This is a genomic window from Massilia sp. YIM B02763, assembly GCF_030412015.1.
Lineage (GTDB): Bacteria > Pseudomonadota > Gammaproteobacteria > Burkholderiales > Burkholderiaceae_D > Telluria.
In genome coordinates, this window is the sequence record NZ_JASNRD010000010.1 from 44,439 (window position 1) to 68,082 (window position 23,644).

Sequence of the window (23,644 nt, forward strand, 5' to 3'; positions counted from 1 at the left end):
CGCAGCATCAGTTACTTCGGCAACGCCGACGAGTCTGGTCAGGCACTTACCAAATTGTGTCGTTACCCCGCATGTGGCAAGACAGGAGTTCACAGATGAAACGATTTTTGATGCTTGTTGGCATCGCGTTCGCCGCTATTGTTCCCGCGCTTTTCGTCCGAATGACAGGGTGGAAGCTGTCACCTCTTGCTGCTGCCTCGACTTTCGGTATTGCAGTGGTAGCCGCCGGGTTCATGCTCTCGTGGGGAGCGGAGACGGCTGAGAAGCACATTTCCCAAGGCTTGATTCTCGCGGCAGTTGCTCTGGTCACCGTGTTGCCCGAATACGCTGTCGATATGTACTACGCGTTTCAGGCGGGTAAAGCTCCAGAGTCCAGTTACGTCCATTATGCTGCCGCCAATATGACCGGGGCCAATCGCATGCTCGTCGGTCTTGCCTGGCCTACGATCATGTTGCTGCACTGGTGGCGTAATCGAGAGCGGCACATCGTGCTCGGCTCCGCGAACAGGCTCGAAATTGGTTTCCTGCTGCTCGCAAGCGTGTATGGCTTTGTAATCCTTTTCAAAAACCGGATCGATCTGATCGATTTTGCCGTCTTGTTCGCCGTGTTCGCATGCTATATATGGCAGGTGGGCCGCATTCCAAAAGCAGAGAACAGCGAAGCGGCCGAAGAGGATGAGGAGCCAGGACCCGCCGCTGCGCTGTCGGCACTGCCGCTTTGCGCCCAGTGGGCCTGGATGGCAGGCCTCGGGTTGTTCGCGGCATTCGCCATCCTGATGTCAGCTGAACCCTTCGCCGAAGCTATTGTCGCATCCGGACGGCAAATCGGCATCGACGAGTTTTTGCTCATTCAATGGATCGCGCCGATCGCCAGTGAGGCCCCATCGATTTCAATCGCCATCCTCTTTGTGCTTTCCCGACGTGCTGCCAATGCGCTGACAACCATGATCAGCGACAAAATTAATCAGTGGACCCTCTTGGTTGGGATGCTTCCCCTTGCTATGAGCTTCGGTGCCGGCGATGTCATCGGGTTGCGCCTGGACGGGCGACAGCACGAGGAGTTTTTCTTGACCGCTGCGCAGTCAATTTTTGCGCTTTCACTGCTTTTACGCCTTCGCTTCTCGCTATGGAGCGGGATGGTTCTGATCCTGCTGTTTGCCGCTCAGATTGCGATCGCGTTCGTGTTTCAGCACGACGAAGGAAAGGTTATCGCTTCATTGACCATATTGGCCTGGGTATATCTAGGCTTGTCTGTCCCCTTATTCCTTAAGCAACTTCCTGGTCTCGCTTCAGTGATCAGATCAGTTGTCCGCGGTCCCGCCCCCATCCAATAAGCAGCAATTTTTTCGTAAATTTTATGTACTTGATTCGTAATTTTGTTATTGCCGTCTCCTGGCTGTTCTTATCCGTTTCGATGGCCAATGCCGACGAACAGTCGACACAGACGAAGGCCAAGCAGATCTGGCAACTACTGGACTATCTAGCCGTCGACTATAGAAAGGCGGTTAAGGATGGCACGGTTTCGAGCGCCGCCGAGTATGCCGAGATGCAGGAGTTCGCCACTGCCGCCGAGCGCCAACTAGGTGAATTGGCTCCGCCACCGTCGCAGGATCTGGTTGCCAATGCTCATAAGCTTCGACTCGCTATTGACCAGAAAGCAAGTGCCGAGGTGGTTTCGGCGCAAGCACGCGCCTTAGCCGCTGCTCTCGTCACAATCTATCCAATCCCAATGGCCCCGGTTCGGCTGCCCGACCTGAAGCGTGGCGCAGAACTGTATCAGTCGAACTGTGCGGCATGTCATGGCGTGTCTGGCCGTTCCGACGGGCCGCTGTCAGTGACACTGAGTCCACCGCCGATTGTCCTCGCCGACCATACGAGGGCGCGGGAACGAAGTGTCTTCGCACTACAGCAGATCATCATGCATGGGGTGCAAGGTACGTCCATGCCCAGTTTTGCCCAACTGTCCGATGACGACCGATGGGCACTCGCCTACTTCGCTTCATCACTTTCGTACAGCGACAACGACCGCCAGGCCGGTGCAGCGCTTTGGGCGTCGCGCCCGAATCTACACGCCGCCGTGCCGGATTTAGCCAAGCTAAGCCAACTCTCCGAAGCGAACCTCGTGTCGACCGTTGGCGCTGACGTGGCTCGCCCGCTAGTAGCGTACCTGCGGTCAACCCCGGCGTCGGCAGGCGCCGCTACCGTAGACACCTTGCCATTGGCGAAGGCGAAGCTGCGAGAGAGCGTGGCGGCTATCGACAAAGGCGATATGCAAGGCGCATCGCGGCTGGCACTGTCTGCCTATCTCGATGGATTCGAGCCGGTAGAACCTGCACTTGCGGCAAAGGATGAATCTTTGTTCAACCACATCGAAACGACGATGGGCGCGTTTCGAAGCGCTATCACGTCGGGAAAACCAGCCGAAGCGCGGGTTATCGAGCAGCGCCTTCAGGACCTGTTGACCGAAGCCCAGGCGGCGCTTGGCGGAGCCAGCGATCCACTCTCGACCTTCATCGGTGCACTGACGATCCTGCTGCGGGAGGGCATAGAAGCGTTGCTGGTGGTAGTTGCAATGATCGCTTTCCTGAAGAAGGCTGATCGTCGCGATGTTCTGCCGTACATTCACGCGGGCTGGGTCGCCGCATTGACTGCCGGCGCCGCGACCTGGGGAGTGGCCACCTATCTTGTAGATGTGTCTGGCGCCAGCCGCGAAATGACAGAGGGCTTCTCCGCCGTGTTTGCCGCTATTGTCCTGCTCACGGTGGGAATCTGGATGCACCAGAAGAGTCTTGCCGGCCGCTGGCAGGCGTATGTGCGCGACAAGCTATCTTCGGCACTGACAAAGAGCTCGGCATTAATGCTGTTTACCTTGTCTTTTGTGACCGTCTATCGTGAAGTCTTCGAAACAGTACTGTTCTACGCGGCTCTGTGGAGCGATGGGAACGGTCCGTACATGCTCGCAGGTCTGGGGTGCGGAATCGCGATTTTAAGCGCGATCGCAGTCGTCCTGCTGCGGTCGTCTGCGCGTCTGCCGATAAGCCAGTTCTTCGCATTCAGCTCAGCCCTGGTTGCGGTGCTCGCCACGGTATTGATCGGAAAGGGAGTGGCCGCTCTGCAAAAAGTGGGGATATTCGAGAACACGGCGGTTAGCGCTCCGCACATCGAGATTCTTGGTATTTACCCGTCTTTGCAGACCTTGACAGCCCAACTGCTGCTCGTCGCCGTCGTAATTATTTCCGTTACATACAATCTGCGCTCTAGAAAAAACTTGAACGCAGAAAGTGCTTGACCCTCCAGTAACTGCAGAGTTTATAAATAGCGAATATCCGTACGTAAAGGTTCTGCATGGCGAACTGCTCTCATAACATATCGAAATTCCTCTTCATAGCGATACTATCCAATGTCTTGTCGACGGCACAGCCGCTTCATGCTGAAACAGTATTTGCGACTGGACAGGCATTCACATTGCGGGAAGCTGTTGCACGCGCTCAGGAAAGTGCACCTGGGGTTCAGGGCGCCAAGGCCGCGGTCGATAGTGCCGACGCTGCAGTGCAGGCCGCACGATTGCTTCCAAACCCGACATTATCCGTGGAAGCTGAAAACATTCTTGGCACAGGTCGTTATGCACGGTTCGGCGGAAGCGAAACGACCTACTCTGTCGCGATGCCGCTGGAACTTGGCGGGAAACGTAGTTCCCGCACTCGGGTCGCACAAGCCGAGCAGTCGGCGGCACAAATTGGTGTTGCCGTCGCCAAAGCAGACCTGACGTTAAAAATAACCCAGGCGTTCATTGCCGTCGCGGCAAGCGAACGGCGTCTCAGGATAGCGGATCAACGGCGGGAACTGGCAGTGCAGACTGAACGCGTCGCACACCTTCGCGTTGGTGCCGGCAAGGTCTCCCCTATCGACGAACAGAGAGCGTCCGCCCAGCGTCTCAGAGCGGATGTCGACGCAGGTCGTGCCGCGCGTGCGACAGAAGTGGCGCGAGCAAACCTGGCCCGATTAATCGGGGCAACACAACCATTGGCAATCGTGGCGCCGTGGTTCGACGATACGAGTGCAGAAGCCGGGATCGATGCGCCAGAAAGCTCGCTGTCACGCGCGGCCGCCGAGGCCCAGGTGGCGGCTGCCCGTGCGCGCGTAGATAGCGCGCGTCGCGCCCGCATCCCAGACCTGACCGTCAGCGCAGGTACGCGCCGGATAAAGGAAACAAGCGACACCGCAGCAGTCGTCGCGCTATCGATTCCACTTCCCCTGTTCAACCGGGGCGATGCAGAGGTGGCCCGTGCGAGGGCCGAACTGGACAAGGCGGAAGCAGAACGCAACGCTGCCGCACTAGACCTCGCTGAAGCCCTTGCATCTGCCCGGGCCGACGTCACTGACGCTAGGGCGAGCGCCATATCTGCGAGCGGTCCCGAGCTAGCTGCGGCCCAGGAGGCGGCGCGTATCGCGCGTATCGGCTACGCCGAGGGCAAGTTTTCGCAACTCGATCTGATTGAGGCCGAACGCTCTCTGTCACAGACGCAGGAAGCTGCCATCGACGCCTTGGCCACGTTTCACGACGCCCGCGCTCGTCTGGCGCGACTGCTCGGACACCTCGACCCAATTTATAAGGACTGATTGATGCCCAAGTTTTACCGTCCCCTCATCTACGCGTGCTTGTTATGGCTGGCAGCGTGCTCCAAATCACCGCAGGCTGGCAGGGAACCAGCTGCCGAACAACCGCATGTGGAACACACGGGCGAACAGCGCAAGAATGACAAAACTGAAGAGGCAGAGAAACGGGAGTCGGCTGAGAAAGGTGAAGCCTCCGAGAAGGGTAAAGCCGACACCATTCGCATGACGAATGCACAACTTGTCGCATCGAGCATCGAGGTAGCACCAGTACGTCAGATCGCCACCGACTCGGTCGAAGCGCCAGGGATGATCGATGCGAGTCCTTCACGCTCCGAAGTGGTTGCGGTCGCCGTTGGTGGTCGGATTACCGCCCTGCACCGTAATTTAGGAGAGCCAGTAAATCGTGGTGATGTGCTCGCGGTCGTCGAAAGTGGCGAGGCGGCTCAGCTGAGAGCGGATTTGGAAGCGGCACGGCGAGACCGCGAACTCGCGCGGGGCACCTTGCAGCGCGAAGAGCGGCTGTTCAAAGAAAAAGTGTCAGCCGAACAAGACTATATCGCTGCCAAGGCTGCCGCAGCTGAAGGGCAGACACGTTACCGGCTCGCCGAGCAGCGACTGGCTGCTGCCGGAGGCAGCGGGAGTGGCCCCTTGAACCGTCTTGTGGTGCGCTCCCCCATCAAAGGCTACGTGGTTGCGCGCCAAGCGGTATTGGGCAACGTCGTTGGACCCAACACTGAGCTTTTCCGTATCGCCGACTTGTCCGAAGTGTCGGTCGCGCTGGCTTTGGCCCCCGAGGATGCCAGTCGTGTGCATGTGGGCGCCGCGGTGGACGTCTCCACGCCGACCCGCAATGGCACTGCACATATCGCCTTCGTATCGCGGGTGATCGACGCAAACACGCGTCAGGTGCAGGCCTTGGCGACCCTGCCGAATGCCCAAGGTCTCTGGCGGGTGGGTGAAACAGTTCGCGCTGCCGTCCTGCTGGAGCATCCGAACGGAAAGACTGTCCTGGCTGTCCCTCAGAACGCGCTGCAGACGGTCGAGGACAAGCCTTCCGTCTTCGTTCGTACGAATGACGGCTTTGCAGTCAGGCCTGTCACGCTCGGCCCGTCCAATGGCAATTATGTCACGGTCGTCTCTGGCTTGACGGGTGACGAGCGCGTCGCCGTGACCAACAGCTATGTACTGAAAGCCGAGCTGGGCAAAGGCGAAGGTGGTGATGATGATTAACATGACGCTTCCACGGATGCGAGGACGGGGCCTGAAATGATTGCTCGCATCGTCACCTTCGCGGTAGCCCGTCGTTGGCTGGTACTGTTCACAAGCTTGTTGGCGGCCCTGGCCGGTGCCGTCGCTCTGTCGCGCCTTCCCATCGACGCCGTGCCCGACATTACCAACGTCCAGGTACAAATCAATACGTCGGCTCCCGCCTTGTCACCGGCCGACGTCGAGCGGCAAGTAACTTTTCCTATCGAGACAGCGTTGGCAGGAATTCCGGGGCTGCAATCCACGCGTTCGCTGACCCGGCACGGTTTTGCTCAGGTCACGGCTGTGTTCTCGGAAGACACGGATATTTACTTCGCCCGCCAGCAGGTGGCTGAGCGCCTGCGCTCCGCCGAACGCGATCTGCCTACAGGTGTCGCTCCTGCCATGGGGCCTGTCGCCACCGGTCTGGGCGACGTTTACATGTGGACAGTGGAGTTTTCCGGCCGACACGAATCCGGGGCGAAGACCGGCCTGCAACCGGACGGCAGCTACGTGACGCCAGAAGGCACCCGGCTGCATAACGAGGTCGAGAAAACGACGTATCTGCGTACGATCCAGGACTGGATCGTAGCACCGCAGCTCAAGACAACGAAAGGGCTTGCCGGTATCGATGTCCTGGGGGGATACGTCAAGCAGTACGTGGTCATGCCCGATCCGCAACGACTCGCGGCGGCAGGCTTGACCATGACCGCCCTGGCCGAGGGGCTGGAACGCAACAATACCAGCGCAGGCGCCGGAATCGTTGAACGTAACGGTGAAGCGCTCACGGTGCGGGCCGATGCACGCGTCACCACGGTGGACGATCTCAGCAAGATCGTCGTCGCCACGCGTAACGGCACACCTATCCTCGTTTCGCAAGTCGCACAGGTTACCGTTGGCCATGCAGTGCGCTTTGGTTCTGCGTCGGAGTCCGGCCACGAAGTCGTACTCGGTACCGCCGTCATGCGGATAGGAGAAAATAGCCGGACCGTTGCCGCCGCGGTCGATGCACGATTGAAGGAAACTGCCCGCTCGTTACCAGCTGACGTTATCGTCAAGCCGGTACTCGATCGAACCCGGCTCGTCGACGCAACGATCCACACTGTCGCCAAAAACCTGATAGAAGGTGCGCTGCTGGTCATTGTGGTGCTGTTCGCACTGCTCGGCAATATCCGGGCCGCGCTGATCGCGGCTGCGGTCATTCCCATAACGATGTTGCTGACCTCGGCCGGCATGCTGCGGGCCGGCGTGACCGCAAATCTCATGAGCCTCGGTGCGCTCGACTTCGGGCTGATTGTTGATGGCGCCGTGATCATCGTCGAGAATGCCTTGCGACGTCTCGCTGATCGGCAGCACGACGCCGGCCGCGTACTGACCAAGGCTGAACGCCTTGAAGTGGTAGCGACCGCCGCGCGGGAGATGATCCGGCCTAGTGTCTATGGTCAGGGCATCATCATGCTGGTGTATGTTCCCCTGCTGACGTTCCAAGGGGTCGAAGGAAGGATGTTTATGCCGATGGCCGTAACGGTCATTCTGGCGCTCGCGTTCGCATTCGTCCTGTCGCTGACCTTTGTGCCTGCAATGATCGCCCTCTGGCTGTCGAAACACGTCGAGGAACAGGAGAACCGGTTCGTGGCGGGAACGACAAGGCGCTACGCCACCTGGCTCGACCGTGCCGTGGCACGGCCAAAGCTGACAGGTGGCATCGGTGTTGGCGCCCTGGGTCTGGCACTGCTGCTGTTTACGACGCTGGGCCAGGAATTCCTGCCAACACTCGACGAAAAGGACGTTCTGCTGCAAGCCTGGCGTATTCCGGGAACCTCGGTGGACCAAAGCCAGTCGATGCAGTTCGCGATCGAGAAAGCCGTGGCGAAGCTTCCAGAGGTCAAACTGGTCTTTTCCCGCACCGGCACCGCCGAACTCGCGTCCGACCCCATGCCGCCCAACGGTACCGATACCTTCATCATCCTGAAAGAGCGCTCCGAGTGGCCAGAACCAGGCATGTCGAAAGCCGAGGTGGTCGAGAAGATTGAGCGCGCTGTCGCCGTTCTTCCCGGTCAAACGTATGAGCTGACACAGCCTATCCAGATGCGTTTCAACGAGTTGCTGGCCGGCGTTCGAGGAGACATCGCGGTCAAGGTCTACGGTGACGACTTCACGACGATGACCCAGACGGCCGAACGGATTGCCGCCCAGTTGCGTGAGACCGAGGGAGCGGCCGATGTGCGGGTCGAACAGGTGGCAGGACTTCCCCTTCTCGATGCAAGGCTCGACCGGGACGCCATGGCCCGTGTCGGACTGACGGCCCAGGATGTGTACGGCACACTGGCTGCGGCGCTCGCCGGACAGGAAGCAGGTATCGTGTATGAAGGCGATCGCCGCTTCGAGGTCGTCGTGAAACTTCCCGATGCGGTAAGGCAGGACATCAACGGTCTGCGGCAATTGCCTGTTCCTACCCCGGCGGGCGGCTTCGTCCCCTTGGGGTCGGTGGCTTCGCTGGTTGCAGCCAAGGGACCCAATCAGATCAGCCGCGAGAACGGCAAGCGCCGCGTGGTTGTGCAAGCCAACGTTCGCGGTCGTGACATCGCCGGCGTGGTGCAGGAAGCGCAGGCGCGCATCGCGTCGCAGGTGCGGTTACCGGCCGGTACCTGGCTCGAATGGGGTGGCCAGTTCGAGAACCTGGAGCGCGCACGATCCCGCCTCGCGATCGTCGTGCCGCTTTGTTTCGTCTTGATCCTGTCGCTGTTGTACTCGGCGGTGGGCTCCTGGCGCAAGACCGCGATCATTTTCACTGGAGTACCGTTGGCCCTGGTCGGCGGTGTGGCTGCCCTATGGCTGCGTGGACTTCCGTTCTCTATCACTGCGGCCGTGGGTTTCATTGCCCTGTCGGGTGTGGCAGTGCTCAACGGCTTGGTGATGGTGAGCGCGATCGACGATCTCGCGACACGCATGCCTTGGGAGCGCGCAGTACGCGAAGGCGCGGTGCGGCGCCTGCGTCCGGTCATGATGACTGCCCTGGTAGCGTCCTTGGGATTCGTACCGATGGCCCTGGCGACAGGCGCTGGAGCGGAGGTTCAACGTCCGCTGGCAACAGTGGTCATTGGCGGGTTGATTTCGGCCACCTTGCTGACTCTGTTCGTCCTTCCTGCCCTTTGTGCTCGCTTCGCACGGCCGACGAACACGTCTGCCATGACGGAGAGAGGTAGAACGTCAGTCTCGTAAAAATGAGGACGGCTTCGTGCACGCACTCGGAATCTGCAATCACGTAAGCTCGACATCCAGATAACCTACATGAATCAATAGCAAGCTATGTCCAGCGTTACGATGACCTACTTGGAAAGCACTTTTTCCATTCCCAAGATGGATTGCCCATCCGAAGAAAACTTGATCCGCATGGCACTTGGCAACCGTTCTGGCATTCGATCGTTAATGTTCGATCTATCCAAACAGGAACTTACGGTGGTACATCTGGGTGAAGCGGAAACGATATTGAGTCGGCTGCGCCCGCTGAACCTGGGCGCTGTACTCAAGGCTTCACAACCAGCTTTGACTCCTGAAAGTTCGTCCTCGGAAGGGCCACGATGGGAAAGCGTGTTCACCATTCCCAAGATGGACTGCGCATCCGAAGAGAACCTCATCAGGATGGCGTGCAACGATGACCTCCACGTACTGTCGATGTCGTTCGATTTGCCGAACAGGGAGCTGAAGGTGATGCATACCGGATCGGCCGAGCACGTGCTCGAACTGCTCCTGCCCCTCAGGCTGGGCGCCAGCCTGCGCAGTTCGAGCGCGGCGACCACCGATCCGGATCACTCACGGCATTCAAGCGACGAGGATGGGGCGGAGGCGCGGACTCTGCGCCTGCTCCTGGCGATCAACGGCGTCATGTTTTTTGTCGAGCTGCTCGTCGGGTGGATCGCACAGTCGGCGGGCCTGGTTGCCGACTCGTTAGATATGTTCGCCGACGCTGCAGTCTATGGACTGGCGCTGTATGCAGTCGGCCGTGCGGCGCATCTGAAGACGCGGTCCGCTCATATTGCCGGGTGGTTGCAGATGGCTTTGGCGATCGGAGCGCTCAGCGAGGTCGTCCGGCGCTTCGTGTACGGCAGCGAACCGCAATCGCTCCTGATGGTGGGTATTGGCCTGCTCGCCCTGGCGGCAAACGTGAGCTGTCTTGTACTTATTACCAAAAAGCGCGACAGCGGCGCCCACATGAAGGCAAGCTATATTTTCTCCGCGAACGACGTTGTGGCCAACCTTGGAGTGATCGTGGCCGGTGTACTGGTGAATTGGACCGGTTCGCCTTATCCGGACCTGGTCATCGGTATTATCATCGGCTTGGTGGTCCTCAATGGGGCGCGTAGGATCCTCCAACTGCGCTGAATTCGTAAGCCGTGATTGCTTCCTGTGGCAGGAAGGCGAAAGAACGAACTCGAATCCTTATGGCTACTCGAGGGCCTAACATGAGGTGTAAAAATGAACATGCGAATTGGCGAACTGGCGAAGCTCGCGGCCTGCCAACCCGAGACGATTCGATTCTATGAGCAAAAGGGGCTAATGCCGGCGCCGATCAGGTCGCATGCGAACTACCGCTTGTACGACGCCAGCCATGCTGATCGTTTGCACTTCATCCGCCGTTGTCGCGCGCTAGGACTATCGTTGGATGAAGTGCAGACTCTGCTAGGTTTTCAGGATCGGCCGGACATGACATGCGGCGGAGTGAACGATTTGGTCGACCAGCATATTCTTGAGATCGACCGGCAGATTGCAGACCTTCGTACCCTGCATGCCGAGCTTTCCGAACTGCGTAGGCAATGCGATTCTGCGCGTCCCGCTGCGCGGTGTGAAATCCTCAAACAACTGGGCGAAACCTCTTCGTCAGACGGTCCCAGAAGTGAACACGTCGCTGAGCGTTGAAGCAAGCTCGAGCACCATGAAAGGTAACGCGAAAGCTACCCGTGCCGTTGCAGCAACTCTTCTACTTCACTTTCCGGGACGACCAGTGGAAATGCGTAACGACCCATCCCTCACCTTTCTTTTCCAAGACTGCGGTTTCGGTCCCGATTAGGCGAACCGCCGAACCTTTATACGTGCCTTGCGTCTCGGTTTCCTGGATGACGACGGCCATGTCGCCACCTATCCGCTCGCTTCCTTTCACCACCTTCCGGCTTGTGTTCTTTGCGAAAGCGACATCGGCGGGAAGATGGTGCCCTGCGTATTCGTCCTTGGACTGCTCGACATGGCCACTCTCGAAGATCTGGACTGCGGGACTGAGTAGCGACAGCGCCTTTGCGGTATCACCGCTGGCGACCGCTGCATGGTACTCCCCAACGACCTCGGTCGGACTGGCGGCGAAGACGGGAAGTGATGTCACAGCAAAAAACGCGAGGCAGAACAGTCGGCGCATCGAGGCTCCTTATAGACCGAAATTACAAGCCTGACATTACACCAGAGATGGGTAAGCACCTCAAGATTTTCGGCAGTCCTACCTCGATACTTTGTCGTCATGGCCGGCAACTAGATTCCCAATCACGTCCGAACTGCACGAACACGTGCAAATAGCTGCATCTTCAGCCACTGACGCACACGCGGCGTGTTCGACTCAAAAGGCAGATAGAACAGGTAAGCGCCGACAACGAGTACCAGATACATGCCGCCATACATGAGGTAATGGGACAACCGGTAGGGCGAGAGCTGGCCGAGACCCAACATCGACGCGAGCAGATGCCCCATCAACAGGATCAGTGGCACGTGCAGCACGTACAAGGTGAATGAAAAGTTCGCGAAGAACCGTCCCGTCCGGTCCAGCCAGTCCAGCTTGGGCCCCAAGCGGCGCTTGAACTGCATGCTCGACAGGAACAGTACGAGCAGCAGGCTGAAAACTAGATATTGCGGAAAGCCTTCCGGCGTGATGTCGGTTTTACCCTTCAGCCGGATGACGACGGCGCTGCCGACAAACAGGAACAGCAAGGACCAGCGCCAGAGCGGACCCGCCTCGATCTTCACCCGTGAGAACGCCGCGCCTAACAGCCATATCGAAAAATAAATCAATATGCTGCCGTGCACCAACTGGAAGATGGCGCCGATCGCCAACACTGCCGCCGCCCGCGTCGCGATTGTCCTGCCCCGAAACACCAGCACCAAGAGCGGGAACAGCACGTAGTACCAGGTCTCATTGGCCAGGCTCCATAACGGAAAGTTGCCGCCGAACGGGGGGACGATGAGCGTTTGCAGGCCAATCATGTTCCCGAAAAACGCGCTCATCGAGTACGGCTCGGACGTCGAAAACGACACGCGCGCCGTATCGAGGGCGCCGACGACAGCACCTGCAAGCAACACGATCAGGAAAGTCGGCACAAGCACGACCCACAGCCGCGAGACCCGGTCGATCGTGTAATTCTGAAACGCGCGGTCCGCGTCCAGCTTGTTGAGAAAGCTTCCGCCGACCAGCCAGCCACTGAGCACGAAAAAGACGATCACGGCAAGGTAAGCGAATCCGGCGCCGAACGCTAGGCCCTGAAACAGCAACGGGGGCTTCGTTACTGTGCCGAAGCCGGGATACATCTGGGCACGCAGATGTGCTGCGGCCACCACCAGCGCTGCGAGGCCCCTCAACAGGGAGATCAACATCGAGTGCCAACAGTCTTCCTGCAGATTCGTCTTTTCGAGAATGGTGATTTTCGGCATGACAGCCTCGCTGTGTGAACAAACCCGAATAACGATATAACCCAACCATTGTTGATGTCCTGACTAGTCCCAAGTGCAGTTGACGCCTGCAGGGCCTTGCTGGTCTTATCCGGTCCGAAGCGCCAAAAGCGCTGCCTTGATGCATTCTCTTGATTTGCGGTACCATGTTTGGATGATGCGCACGATCTTTCGCCTTCTGCTGTGGCTTTCGATCACGGTGCTGTCCCTGCAGGGCGGCGCTGCGATGGCGGTCGGGCAGCCTGAACAGGCCGTGCACGAAACAGTGGTCATGACCGGCCACCAACACCATCGGGCCGCCGCGCAAGCGGACGGAGAGCACTGCACCGAGGCTGGCTCGAAGACAGCGGTTTCGTCACACGCCAAGTGCGCCGCTTGTGCAAGTTGCTGCGTTGGCGCCGCCGCGCCTCCGGCACTACTGCCGACCTTCCACGCACCGCCGTTCTCTTCCTCGCTGCACGCTCTTGCGGAAGCCGCGATGACGTCCTTCGTCCCTCCCGCCCTCGAGCGACCACCACGCCTCGATCTCGTTTGATTTTTCCGCGCGCGCTGACGGCGCGCATCCGGGCTGCCTGGTGCGGCCCTCAATCAACACGAAACAAACCATGAAATTTTCAGACCTGCTGCTGTTCGCAGCTGGCGTGCCGCTGCTCGCTTGCGCGCAAGCGCAGCAGACCTTGCCGTCCGCCGCCGACGCGAATGCGCCTGTCGCGCCCCTGCAGTACCAATCCGTCTTCGCCGATGTCGTCGCGTCGAAGGAAGCGCCGCAAGCGCCCGATAAACGCTGGGCTCGCGCTAACCGCGTCGTCCTCGGCGAGGAAGCAGAAGCTTCCGTATCGGGCGAACAGTCCACTGCTGGCGTATCCCAGAAGGTCTCCACGCCAGAACACATGCACGGCAAGCACGAACACGAAGGAGCGCACCAATGAACTCACCTGTACGACCTGGCCTGCGTCGATTGGCCGTAGCGGTCAGCGCCGCGCTGCTCGCAGGCTGCGCGAGCTTTTCCCAAGATGGCGGACTCGATGATGTCGTCCGGATGACGCAGGAACGCATCGCCCAGCCGGCACCGTTGAAGCGGGACCAGGACTCGCGGGCCGAAGTGACCGCCCTGCTCTCCAAACCGCTCACCGCCGACGCTGCGGTGCGCATTGCCCTGCTCAACAACCAGGGCCTGCAGGCGTTCTTCGCCGAGCTCGCGATCGCCGAAGCGGACTTCGTCCAGGCTGGGCGTCTGCCGAACCCGGGCTTCAGCTTTGGTCGGGTACGCGGGGGTGGCGAGACCGAAATCGACCGGGGGCTGTCCTTCGACCTGGCAGCGCTCGTGACCCTGCCGGCCCGCACCCGCATCGAACGTCGCCGCTTCGAACAAGCCAAGCTGCAGGCGGCAATGCAGGCTGTGAACCTGGCGGCCGACACGCGCAAGGCGTATTACTCGGCCGTGGCCGCGGCGCAGGCAGCCGCCTTCGCGGAAAAGGTACGCGGATCGGCCGAGGCGGCAGCCGAGCTTGCCGCGCGCATGCGCGCCACGGGCAACTGGAGCACCCTCGACGCCGCGCGTGAGCGCGCCTTCTACCAGGACGCCTTGACCCAGCAGGCGCAATCCCGCCTGCAAGCCACGACCGCACGCGAGGAACTGGTCCGCCTGCTGGGCCTGTGGGGCCCTTCCCTCGCATTCACCCTGCCGGACCGACTTCCCGATCTTCCCGCCCAGCCAGACCAGCCGGCCAATGCCGAAGCGACCGCACTGTTGCAGCGGCTCGACGTCCTCATCGCGCGTCAGGATGCGCAGGCGACGGCACAGGCGCTCGGCCTGACCAAGACGACCGGCTTCATCAATGTGTTCGATGCGGGTTACGCCAACAAAAGCACGACCGGCGCGCCGCGCGAGAACGGCTACGAGGTATCGCTCGAGTTGCCGCTGTTCGACTGGGGCGGCGCGCGCGTGGCGCGGGCACAGGCAAGGTACATGCAGGCGGTCCACCGTACCGGCGACATCGCCGTGAAAGCGCGCTCCGAAGTGCGCCAGGCCTATGCGAGCTATCGCACCGCCTACGACATCGCCCGCCACTACCGTGACGGGGTCGTCCCCCTGCGCAAGCAGATCGCCGACGAGGTGCTGCTCCGCTACAACGGCATGTTGGCGAGCACCTTCGAATTGCTTGCCGAATCGCGCGAACAGCTTGCGGCCGTCAACGCCTCCATCGCGGCGCAGCGCGATTTCTGGATCGCCGACACCAATCTTCAGACCGCCATGAATGCAGGCGGCAATACTGATTCAAGGACAGCACAATGATTTCCCGTCGAGATTTTTTCAAAGGCGCCGGCGCCGTCGCGGTAAGCACTGCCGCAGTCAGCCGTGTGGGCGCAGCATCGCTGCCCGAAGCGATGGTCATGGACAATGCAAAGACCCATGTGCCGCCGCCACCCGCCACCGGGCGTCCGTTCAACCCGGTCGTGACCCTGAACGGCTGGTCCCTGCCCTGGCGGATGAACAACGGCGTAAAGGAGTTCCACCTGGTTGCCGAACCGGTGGTGCGCGAGTTCGCTCCCGGTATGAAGGTCAACTTGTGGGGCTACAACGGCCAGTCCCCGGGCCCGACCATCGAGGTCGTCGAGGGTGACCGGGTGCGTATTTTCGTGACCAATAAACTCCCCGAGCACACCAGCGTGCACTGGCACGGCCAGCGCCTGCCGAACGGCATGGATGGCGTGACCGGTCTCACCCAGCCGGGTATCGCGCCGGGCAAGACCTTCGTCTACGAGTTCGTGGCGAAGCGCCCGGGTACCTTCATGTACCACCCCCATGCCGACGAGATGACCCAGATGGCGATGGGCATGATGGGATTCTGGGTGACGCACCCGAAGGACATCGGGCGGTTTGCCGTCGACCGCGACTTCGTGTTCCTGCTCAGCGCCTACGACATCGAACCGGGCAGCTATACGCCGAAGGTCAACACGATGCTCGACCATAACCTCTGGACCTTCAACAGCCGGGTTTTCCCGGGTATCGACACGATGCCGGTACGGCAAGGCGACCGTGTGCGCATCCGTGTCGGCAACCTGACGATGACGAACCACCCGATCCATGTTCACGGTCATGAGTTCGAGGTGACCGGCACCGATGGCGGCTGGACCCCGCCCGGCTCGCGCTGGCCGGAGGTGACCACGGACGTCGCCGTCGGCCAGATGCGGGCGATCGAGTTCATCGCCACCGACCCGGGTGACTGGGCCTTCCACTGCCACAAGTCACATCACACAATGAATGCGATGGGCCACAACGTGCCGACGCTGATTGGCGTTGACCACCGAGGCATTGCCGAGAAGATCAACAAGATCGTGCCGGATTACATGGTCATGGGCGACAAGGGCGGCTCGATGGGAGGCATGGAAATGCCGATCCCGGAAAACACTCTGCCGATGATGACTGGCGACGGGCCATTCGGCGGCGTCGAGATGGGCGGCATGTTCACCGTGCTGAAGGTGCGCAAGGACCAGAAGCGTGGCGACTACAGCGACCCGGGCTGGTACAAGCATCCGGCGGGTACGGTCGCCTACGAATGGACTGGTCAGTTGCCTGAGCCTGCACGCAGCAGCGATGCTGGACGCAGCCTGATGCCGGCCACCAGCAAGCCCGACGTCGAGCTGCAGGTGCGCAAACCCTCGGGGCATGCGGAGCATTAAGGCAAAGCACACTAGCAGCATGACGGAATGCCGGCATGAACATTGTGTCGGCACACTGCACGACGCCTGGCCTCTCAGTTCTTTCGCTCCAGATCCCGGATGTATTCCTTCATTTCGCCAATTTCCTTTTTCTGTGCAGCGATGATCCCGTCGGCGAGCTTGCGAACCCGCGGGTCGGTAATGTTGGCGCGTTCGCTGGTCAGGATGGCAATGGAGTGGTGGGGGATCATGGCGCGCATATAGGCCACGTCGCCCACCGTCGCCTGGCTGCGCACCAGCCATAGCGCACCAAGAAATACCACTAGGCTTCCGATAAGGATTCCTACGTTGACTCCTTTGTTCGGATACATCTTCCACATGAAAGCAAGCATCACGATTGCCATCGTGGCACCCATGATGAGTGCCATGAACGCTCTTGTTTCGCTGAAGAATATGTGGTCGTCTGAATAGACATTCAGATACATCAGCCCGAACATGATGATTGTTCCAGCCGCGATCATTTGAGCAAAGGTTGTGTATTTCATTGTTGCCATCGTATTGCTGCGGTGAGGTGCAGGCGAATCTTGCATTGATTTCTCCTTTAAAACGAATCGACGTAAAACAGCGCCGGGTTAACATGACCCGGCGCCCGATGCTGCCGGTTAGCGCGAGCAAGCCTTTCAGAAGTCCTGATCCTTTCTCTTGTCGCCGGTAGCGGGCATGAATCCGCAATCGCGGAATTGCTCGCACAGCATGTGCCGCATCTCGTTGATCTGGTTCTTCTGCGTCACGACGATGTTCTCGCAGTAGCGATGGAGGGAGTCGTGGTCGATGTCGCTCTTGACCTGGCAGTGCAGGCTGGGCGCGAGTGCGCTGAGATGATGGTTACTGAAGGTGCGCAGGAAGGTCTGGTTGAACTGTGCGCCGGCCGGCGTACTCTCGAGAGTCGCGATCATCCTTTGGCCGTCGGCGGTGAGTTGGGGCGTGTGCTGCATTCCGTACCAGTCGCGCAAAAAGCGCTGGGCCCGCATGATTTCTTCTCGCTGCGTGCGGTTAGCCTGGCGAGACATGGAGCGAATTTGATCATCGCTCGCCTTGGCCACGGTGGCGCCGTAGCCAGGTGTCGGCGACGTCCCTTCGCCAGGATTGCTGACAGGCGCATTGCGTTGCGTGTCCGTGCCGGCTGCCAGCTCGGTCATCCGCAATGCCGAGTAATGGTGGTCGATGATAAAGACGAGATAGTTCTTCTCGAACGTCGCAGTCGAGCCGCGACCCGGGCCGTCCGCGGACGCCGTGCCCGTGATCGCCACGAGCGCCAAACCCGCGAGTGCACGCGTGGCCAAGGTGCGGCAACGCGATACCGGCGTTGCAGCGTGCGTGAAATACAGATTAGTGCGTTTCATCTTTCTCTCCTGTATGGTTGTGATGCGAGGTTCAAGCCACAGTCTTTGCCTGCTTCGATGTGAGGCTGCGCCGGCGAGCCAGAGCAGCAACGCCGAGTCCGCCCAACAGCATCGACCACGTCGCCGGCTCGGGCACGGCCATAACGACATTGTTCGCCGCTGCCCAGTACACGGTGCCGTCGTCCTCCATGTTCTGGAAAGACACAGAGGTGAGCGGACGATCCGACAGGAACGCGACAAACGCGTCCTGTGAAGCATTCGACAGCGTGAATGTCTCGCTGTCCGCACCGGACACCGCGCTTAGCACGATGGTGCGGTCCGGCATGAAGGCGCCGAATGAATCGGTTCCGAAGAAGTTGCCACCGAAGCCGAATACCCCGGACGAGAACGCGTTGAACGTGATGACGTCGCTGGACATCGTTCCACTCAGCCAGATATCGCCCCCGCTTCCCGACGGGTAAAAGCCGCTGTCGCCAGGTCCTGCACTTACCTGGTAGGTGTAGGCGCCGGCCAGGCGGCTCAGGGGGCTGCCGGTTTCTACCATGGCCAGGTCGTCGAAGGTGTCGGTGGCCGAGCCGGACACCGCATTGAGAAAGGCAGCGCGGTCGGTGAAGACCGTGATGTCTGCATGTGCGGCGGAAGCCGCCATCGTCACGGCGCATGCGGCAAGCAGCTTCCGTGTAAGGAACAGACTGGAGTTCATCTTGCGGTTCCTTTCGTATGCGCCTTCCCGCTTCCTGCGGGAAGGCATTGTTATCGCGAACGCAAGCCCTCAAGCCGCCGCGGTCGATCCCATCCGGCGGCACTCCTCGGCGCAGCGCCGGCAAGCAGCCGCGCAATCCTGGCAATGCTGCATCTGGTGCTTGGCGCACTCGTCACCGCACGCCTGGCAGATCTGGGCGCAAAGCTGGCAGAGCGCTCCGGCGAATTCGCTGCCCCGGGCCATGAAGGCGGCAGCCAGCCGGCAGATCTGTGCGCAGTCCATGTCGAGTGCGATGCAGCGCGCCATCATCTTGACGTCGTCTTCCTGCAGGCAGGCCGTCGAACACATGTCGCAGGCGTCGGCGCAGGCGTTGCAGGCATCGATACATGATTGATACTGTTGTTGCATGACGTTCTCCTTGAATGGTTGAAAATACCTCTTCAAAACGTCCCTATGGATAGTGCGGGGGTGGTCATGGCCACCCCGCTTCGTGATCAGAACCAGATGCGCACGCCCGCAACGATCTGCGTGCTCTTGTTTCGTTCTCCCCTCGCCCGCGCATAGTCGGCGGTGTCGCCGAAGTTGCGCGCCCAGGTCACGCCGACATACGGGGCGAACTGGCGCCGGATCTCGTAGCGCAGGCGCAGGCCAAGTTCGAGATCGGACAGCCCGCTGCCCACGCCTCTGGCCGGATCGGAGCGGCTGTACAGGTTGGCCTCGACTTCGGGTTCGAGGATCAGCTGCTGCGTGAACAGCAGTTCGTAACGCACGTTGAAACGCGCGGCAAGCCTTCCACCGGACCAGTAGGCGGTCGCTTCCGTATCAAACCAGTACGGCGCCAGGCCGCGCACGCCGAAGGCCAGCCAGTTGCGCGAATCGCCGCCACCGCTGTCGTGGCGTACGCCGAGTTGGGTACTCCAGAAGGTCGCGAAGGTGCGGTCCCACAAGGCTTCCGTACGCAGGGACTGTAGGTGCCCTCCGCGCCGCTCACCCTCGGCCTTGAACCAGGCCTTGTTGTAGTCGTTCCCGTACCACGCTTCGGCGTCTAGATTCTGGCCGTGTTCGCCGTCACCCTTCGCGTATTCGAACTTGTCGAGCAGGATCCGGCCGAAGCGCATCTCGTCGTTCATCTCGTTGCCTGGCAGGTGCGCGAAGCTCGTGCCTTCGGCATAGGCGTCCGGATCGCGGGCGTCGGGCGGTGGACTGCCGCCCTGCATCGGGCCCATCTTCATGTCGTGGCCCATTCCGCCCATGCCGCCCATCGCTTGTCCCATGCTGTGGTCCATGCTTGGTTTGCCCTGTTGCGGCGCCGGCTTGGCGTCCTGCACCCGGTCGTCACCCGCATGATTCATCTGCGAGTGATCCATCCCGGACTGGTCCATCTGCGATTTTTCCATCTGCGTGTGGTCCATCCGCGAATGGTCCATCTGAGAATGGTCCATCTGGGAGTGATCCATTCCTTCCATCGTTTTGGACTGGCCCGTGCCGGATGTCTGGCCGGTTCCGCCCTCCTTCGGCGGCTCGGTCGTCTGGGCCGATGCCGCGTCCGCCGCCACGAGGCCAAAGATCAGCAGCGCGACCGCTGCACCGGTTTTCGTCGTTGCGGTTTTCATGAAACGACCACCTCCCTGAACATGCCTGCTTCCATGTGATAAAGAAGATGGCAGTGGTAAGCCCAATGGCCTGGGGCGTCGGCCGTCACCCGGTAAGTGACGCGCTGGGCCGGCTGCACGTTAATCGTGTGCTTGCGGACCAGGAACTCCCCGCTCGGCGACTCGAGCTCGCTCCACATGCCATGCAGGTGGATCGGATGGTTCATCATGGTGTCGTTCACCAGTACGATGCGCAACCGCTCGCCGTGCCTGAAGTGGACGGGCTTGGACTCCGAAAACTTCTGGCCGTCGAAGGACCACATGAAGCGCTCCATGTTGCCGGTGAGGTGCAATTCGATCTCGCGGGTCGGCTCACGGTCATCGACCGGTCCACCGATCGTGTGAAGATCGGCATAGGTCAGCACGCGCCTCCCGTTGTTGCGCAGATTGATGCCGGGGTCGTCGAGATTGGTGCGAGGCATGTCGACGTGCATGTCGACACCCGGGCCATACTCGGTGCGGGCGTGGGTGACTTTCGGAGGCGTGCCCTGGGCCATTGGCATCGTGTGGCCGCCGCCATGGCCGGCGTGCTGCATCGGCATCTGCATCTGCCCGTGGCCCTCGCCCATCCCGCTGTGAGACATGCCCGGCATGTCGTGCATGCCCTCCATCGAGTGCATGTCGTGCGGCGCCTTCCCTTCCTTGCCCGGCGCCTGGCCCATGCCCGACATGCCGCCCATGCTCCCCATTGCCATCGCGCCCATCATGTCCTGCATGGCCAGCCACTGGGGCGGATCCATATCGGGCACCGGGGCAGACATGCCCGCGCGCGGCGCCAGCGTCGCGCGCACGAAGCCGGAACGCCCGATCGACTGCGCGAAGATGGTGTAGGCCTGGTCGCCGGTTGGCTCGACCAGCACGTCATAGGTTTCGGCAACGGAAATCCGGAATTCGTCGACCGGCACGGGCTCGACGTCCTGTCCGTCCGCAGCGATCACCATCATTTTCAGACCCGGAATGCGAACGTCGAAGATCGTCGTCGCCGAGCCGTTGATGAAGCGCAGCCTGACTTTCTCACCCGGACGGAACAAGCCGGTCCAGTTCCTGTCCGTAGGCGTACCATTGATCAGGTAGGCCATCCTCACGCCCAGGTTGCGGCTGGCGGTCACGTCGCTGAAGTCCGTCGGCAACATGCGCATCTGGTTCCACATCTTGCGCTTGTCGAGCGCGGCCCCGAGGCCGTTCTTCCGTATGTCGTCCAGGAACTGGCCGATGGTCGGCTGGTTGGTGTTGAAGAAGTCGCTCATTTTCTTGAGCTTGGCAAAGACCTTGGCAGGATCGCCATCGACCCAGTCCGACAGCATGACGACGTAGTCACGGTCCGCCTTCACCCGTTCACCGTTCTTCGGCTCGATCACGATCGAACCGGCCAGGCCGCTCTGCTCCTGGAATTCGGAATGGCTGTGGTACCAGTAGGTCCCGCTCTGCTTGACCTGGAAGCGATAGGTGAAGGTCTGGCCCGGAGGAATCCCGGTGAAACTGATGCCGGGCACGCCGTCCATCTCCGCCGGCACCAGGATGCCGTGCCAGTGAATGGAACTCGTGACCGGCAGCCGGTTGGTCACGCGCAGCGTCACGGTGTCGCCCTCGCTCCAGTACAGGACCGGCCCAGGAACCTGGCCGTTGACCGCGGTGGCGACCTGCGGTGCGCCAGTGAAGTTGACCGGCGCCGGCACGATCTCCAGGTCGAATTCGGTGCCGCGCAAGATCGGCTGCGCGGCCTGACCGGCTGCCAGCAGTCTGGCTGGGACCAGCCCGGCGAGGGCGGCGGCCCCTGCGCCCTGCAGGAGCCGTCGTCGCCACCGGTTCACGGCACTCTCCTCAAAAACACGTTGCTGCATGAAGTATTCCCCTAGATGAAGTGATGAAACAATTGCCGCAGTACGGGCCCGCGTCGCGCACGCAGGCGCATTCGCAGCAAACCTCGCTGCGCAGCTACGTGGCGGATGCGGCCTGCGCGCACTCCCAAAGCGTGCGGGCTCCGCGCGTGTTTCGTCGATATCGAAGTTCGAATGAAGATGAATGGCTGGCAGGCATCGATCGATGGCATGTCGCGTGCATCCCGCATGCGCGACGTCTCCGACGGATGCCGGGAGAGCGTTCAGCCCACCTGGGAAGTCAACCGCGTGGCGGTCGCTCTATGCGGGATGGGATCCAGCCCGTGAAGGAGGAGATTGGGGAAACGGAGTCAGTTGCAAACTGCTCTGCTGGAAACCCAGCAACTGCGAACGGCGGGGGCGCCGAGGCGCCGATATAGCCGGCACTGCACGCCCGGCAGGAAGAATGCTTTTGGTGGGCGCCACTATCGCAGGGCATGTCATGATCTGCGGCGACGCTGGCGTGCGCTTGTGCGGTCGACTGGGTCATCGACATCGCCATCTCATGCTCGTCGCAGTCATCCATGACCGTAGCTTCCGGGCTTGCCGATGTGGTATGCGCCATTCTGCATGGCGATGTGATCGTGGCGGCGATGCCCTGCACGGGCAGCGACACGATCAGTATCCATAGCATGAGGACTCGAACGAATGGGCGCATGTAAATCAGTCTAGCACATGCAAAAATGACATGTCCGCACGATACGGCACCGCAACGTTCGAAGCTTACCTGCCGATGGGATTGCCGATACTTTCGCATATGCTAGAATGGACGTGTGAAAGCCATCCTGAAAGTCTTGATCGTCTGGATGACGTTGCTGGCGGTGCCGCTCCAAGGCTTCGCTTCCGCGACGATGTCCTTCTGTGTGCCGCCAGTGGCGGCACTGGACAGTCACGACCACGAATCGATGGCCGACGACGTCGACATGTCCAGTGCTCACGCCCATGACGAGCACACGGGTCCGGACATACAGGCCGATCATCATCCCGCGTCTCATCATCAGGCCGGCAAGTGTGCCACCTGTGCGACATGCAGCGTCTGTTTGTCGATGGCACCGTCGTTCGTTGCCGTGCTACCGGCAACTGCTTCTTCGTCAACAACCATTCCCTTTGACCGGCATCTCTTGCCATCGGTCTACCTTGCGCTTCTAGAGCGACCTCCACGCGTCTGACCTTTCACACTGCTGAACGTTTCGTTCCTGCCAAGGCACGGACGTACCTGGCTACGCCTTCGTTGCCGGCACCTCAGCGTGCACAGCCCTTCTTTATCTGTAACTAAAACGGACCGCGTCAGGCCGGCAAGCGCCGTCGCGCGTCCACTGCAATTGAGTTTTGACTGTTTTGGAGCTTCAAATGACTCGTTTTTCTTCCCTGTTCAGCACCCTCCTCGTTTCCGCCGGCCTTGCACTGGCAACGGCCAATACATCGGCACAGATGCAGATGCAGGACCACAGCCAGCACCACGCCGCGCCTGCCGCTTCGCAGGATGATGCGAATGCGCTGACCGATGGCGAGGTCAAGAAAGTCGACAAGGACACCGGCAAGCTGACGGTACAACATGGCCCGCTGACCAATCTAAACATGCCTGGTATGACCATGTCCTTCAAGGTGCAGGATCCGGCAATGCTCGACCAAGTGAAAACTGGCGACAAGATCCGACTGCGTGTCGAACGCATCAACGGGACCTTCACCGTGACCAAACTGGAAGCGGCCAACTAAAGCTGCAGGCGTTCTGTCGGCGCTGCGGGCAGAACGCTCCACACCCATACCTCGACCCAACCA

Annotated in this window: 21 protein-coding genes; 13 read left to right on the forward strand and 8 right to left on the reverse strand. The window is 60.5% G+C overall.

What is annotated here, in order from left to right; genetic code table 11:
- Window positions 1-95: 95 nt before the first annotated feature.
- The 7 genes from QPK32_RS14340 (at window position 96) to cadR (ending at window position 10,779) form a co-directional block, all read left to right on the forward strand.
- A complete protein-coding gene (locus QPK32_RS14340) occupies window positions 96-1,334 on the forward strand; it encodes a sodium:proton exchanger (RefSeq protein ID WP_075791032.1) in 1,239 nt (412 codons plus the stop codon).
- 23 nt (window positions 1,335-1,357) lie between these two features.
- A complete protein-coding gene (locus QPK32_RS14345) occupies window positions 1,358-3,289 on the forward strand; it encodes a cytochrome c/FTR1 family iron permease (RefSeq protein ID WP_290413489.1) in 1,932 nt (643 codons plus the stop codon).
- Window positions 3,290-3,345: 56 nt separating this feature from the next.
- The gene (locus QPK32_RS14350) at window positions 3,346-4,620 is read left to right on the forward strand and encodes a TolC family protein (RefSeq protein ID WP_141839242.1); all 1,275 of its coding nucleotides are present in this window, start codon (window positions 3,346-3,348) and stop codon (window positions 4,618-4,620) included.
- 3 nt (window positions 4,621-4,623) lie between these two features.
- A complete protein-coding gene (locus tag QPK32_RS14355) occupies window positions 4,624-5,847 on the forward strand; it encodes an efflux RND transporter periplasmic adaptor subunit (protein ID WP_075796157.1) in 1,224 nt (407 codons plus the stop codon).
- A 36-nt stretch (window positions 5,848-5,883) separates the two neighbouring features.
- Complete coding sequence (locus tag QPK32_RS14360; RefSeq protein ID WP_290413490.1) at window positions 5,884-9,084, forward strand: efflux RND transporter permease subunit; 3,201 nt, start codon at window positions 5,884-5,886, stop codon at window positions 9,082-9,084.
- A gap of 102 nt (window positions 9,085-9,186) precedes the next feature.
- Window positions 9,187-10,245, forward strand: coding sequence for a cation transporter (locus tag QPK32_RS14365; protein ID WP_075796717.1), 1,059 nt, complete (start codon window positions 9,187-9,189; stop codon window positions 10,243-10,245).
- Between the two features lie 93 nt (window positions 10,246-10,338).
- Window positions 10,339-10,779, forward strand: a complete 441-nt coding sequence (cadR, locus tag QPK32_RS14370) for a Cd(II)/Pb(II)-responsive transcriptional regulator (protein WP_290413491.1) — start codon at window positions 10,339-10,341, stop codon at window positions 10,777-10,779.
- 61 nt (window positions 10,780-10,840) lie between these two features.
- On the opposite strand, the gene QPK32_RS14375 is transcribed toward cadR, so the two are convergent.
- Together QPK32_RS14375 and QPK32_RS14380 are read right to left on the reverse strand one after the other, a co-directional pair.
- Entirely contained in the window at window positions 10,841-11,269 is a 429-nt protein-coding gene (locus tag QPK32_RS14375; protein ID WP_075796154.1) for a DUF4440 domain-containing protein, read from the reverse strand.
- Window positions 11,270-11,391: 122 nt separating this feature from the next.
- Window positions 11,392-12,549, reverse strand: a complete 1,158-nt coding sequence (locus QPK32_RS14380; protein ID WP_075796153.1) for an acyltransferase — start codon at window positions 12,547-12,549, stop codon at window positions 11,392-11,394.
- A gap of 172 nt (window positions 12,550-12,721) precedes the next feature.
- Between QPK32_RS14380 and QPK32_RS14385 the strand changes: the two genes are divergently transcribed.
- The 4 genes from QPK32_RS14385 to QPK32_RS14400 all read left to right on the forward strand — a co-directional run bounded on the left by QPK32_RS14385 (window position 12,722) and on the right by QPK32_RS14400 (window position 16,251).
- Complete coding sequence (locus QPK32_RS14385; RefSeq protein ID WP_075796152.1) at window positions 12,722-13,102, forward strand: hypothetical protein; 381 nt, start codon at window positions 12,722-12,724, stop codon at window positions 13,100-13,102.
- A 70-nt stretch (window positions 13,103-13,172) separates the two neighbouring features.
- On the forward strand, window positions 13,173-13,496 hold the full coding sequence (locus QPK32_RS14390) for a hypothetical protein (RefSeq protein WP_075796151.1): 324 nt from the start codon (window positions 13,173-13,175) through the stop codon (window positions 13,494-13,496).
- Window positions 13,493-14,863 (forward strand): TolC family protein, encoded by a 1,371-nt coding sequence (locus tag QPK32_RS14395; protein WP_258844106.1) that lies wholly within the window; start codon window positions 13,493-13,495, stop codon window positions 14,861-14,863. Before QPK32_RS14390 ends, QPK32_RS14395 begins: the two co-directional genes overlap by 4 nt.
- Entirely contained in the window at window positions 14,860-16,251 is a 1,392-nt protein-coding gene (locus QPK32_RS14400) for a copper oxidase (protein ID WP_075796149.1), read from the forward strand. The genes QPK32_RS14395 and QPK32_RS14400 overlap by 4 nt, the downstream gene beginning before the upstream one ends.
- Before the next feature lie 74 nt (window positions 16,252-16,325).
- On the opposite strand, the gene QPK32_RS14405 is transcribed toward QPK32_RS14400, so the two are convergent.
- From QPK32_RS14405 to QPK32_RS14430, 6 genes are all read right to left on the reverse strand, one after another.
- On the reverse strand, window positions 16,326-16,820 hold the full coding sequence (locus QPK32_RS14405; RefSeq protein WP_229503781.1) for a DUF305 domain-containing protein: 495 nt from the start codon (window positions 16,818-16,820) through the stop codon (window positions 16,326-16,328).
- A 90-nt stretch (window positions 16,821-16,910) separates the two neighbouring features.
- A complete protein-coding gene (locus tag QPK32_RS14410; protein ID WP_075796147.1) occupies window positions 16,911-17,633 on the reverse strand; it encodes a DUF305 domain-containing protein in 723 nt (240 codons plus the stop codon).
- 31 nt (window positions 17,634-17,664) lie between these two features.
- Complete coding sequence (locus QPK32_RS14415) at window positions 17,665-18,336, reverse strand: PEP-CTERM sorting domain-containing protein (RefSeq protein WP_075796146.1); 672 nt, start codon at window positions 18,334-18,336, stop codon at window positions 17,665-17,667.
- Between the two features lie 69 nt (window positions 18,337-18,405).
- On the reverse strand, window positions 18,406-18,744 hold the full coding sequence (locus tag QPK32_RS14420) for a four-helix bundle copper-binding protein (protein ID WP_075796145.1): 339 nt from the start codon (window positions 18,742-18,744) through the stop codon (window positions 18,406-18,408).
- Window positions 18,745-18,830: 86 nt separating this feature from the next.
- Entirely contained in the window at window positions 18,831-19,949 is a 1,119-nt protein-coding gene (locus QPK32_RS14425; RefSeq protein WP_229503780.1) for a copper resistance protein B, read from the reverse strand.
- Window positions 19,946-21,829 carry a copper resistance system multicopper oxidase gene (locus QPK32_RS14430; protein WP_075796144.1) on the reverse strand — a complete coding sequence of 628 codons (1,884 nt, stop codon included), beginning with the start codon at window positions 21,827-21,829 and terminating at the stop codon, window positions 19,946-19,948. Before QPK32_RS14430 ends, QPK32_RS14425 begins: the two co-directional genes overlap by 4 nt.
- A gap of 809 nt (window positions 21,830-22,638) precedes the next feature.
- Between QPK32_RS14430 and QPK32_RS14435 the strand changes: the two genes are divergently transcribed.
- Together QPK32_RS14435 and QPK32_RS14440 are read left to right on the forward strand one after the other, a co-directional pair.
- The gene (locus QPK32_RS14435; protein WP_075796143.1) at window positions 22,639-23,034 is read left to right on the forward strand and encodes a DUF2946 family protein; all 396 of its coding nucleotides are present in this window, start codon (window positions 22,639-22,641) and stop codon (window positions 23,032-23,034) included.
- 181 nt (window positions 23,035-23,215) lie between these two features.
- Window positions 23,216-23,581 carry a copper-binding protein gene (locus QPK32_RS14440; protein ID WP_075796142.1) on the forward strand — a complete coding sequence of 122 codons (366 nt, stop codon included), beginning with the start codon at window positions 23,216-23,218 and terminating at the stop codon, window positions 23,579-23,581.
- Window positions 23,582-23,644: the final 63 nt, after the last annotated feature.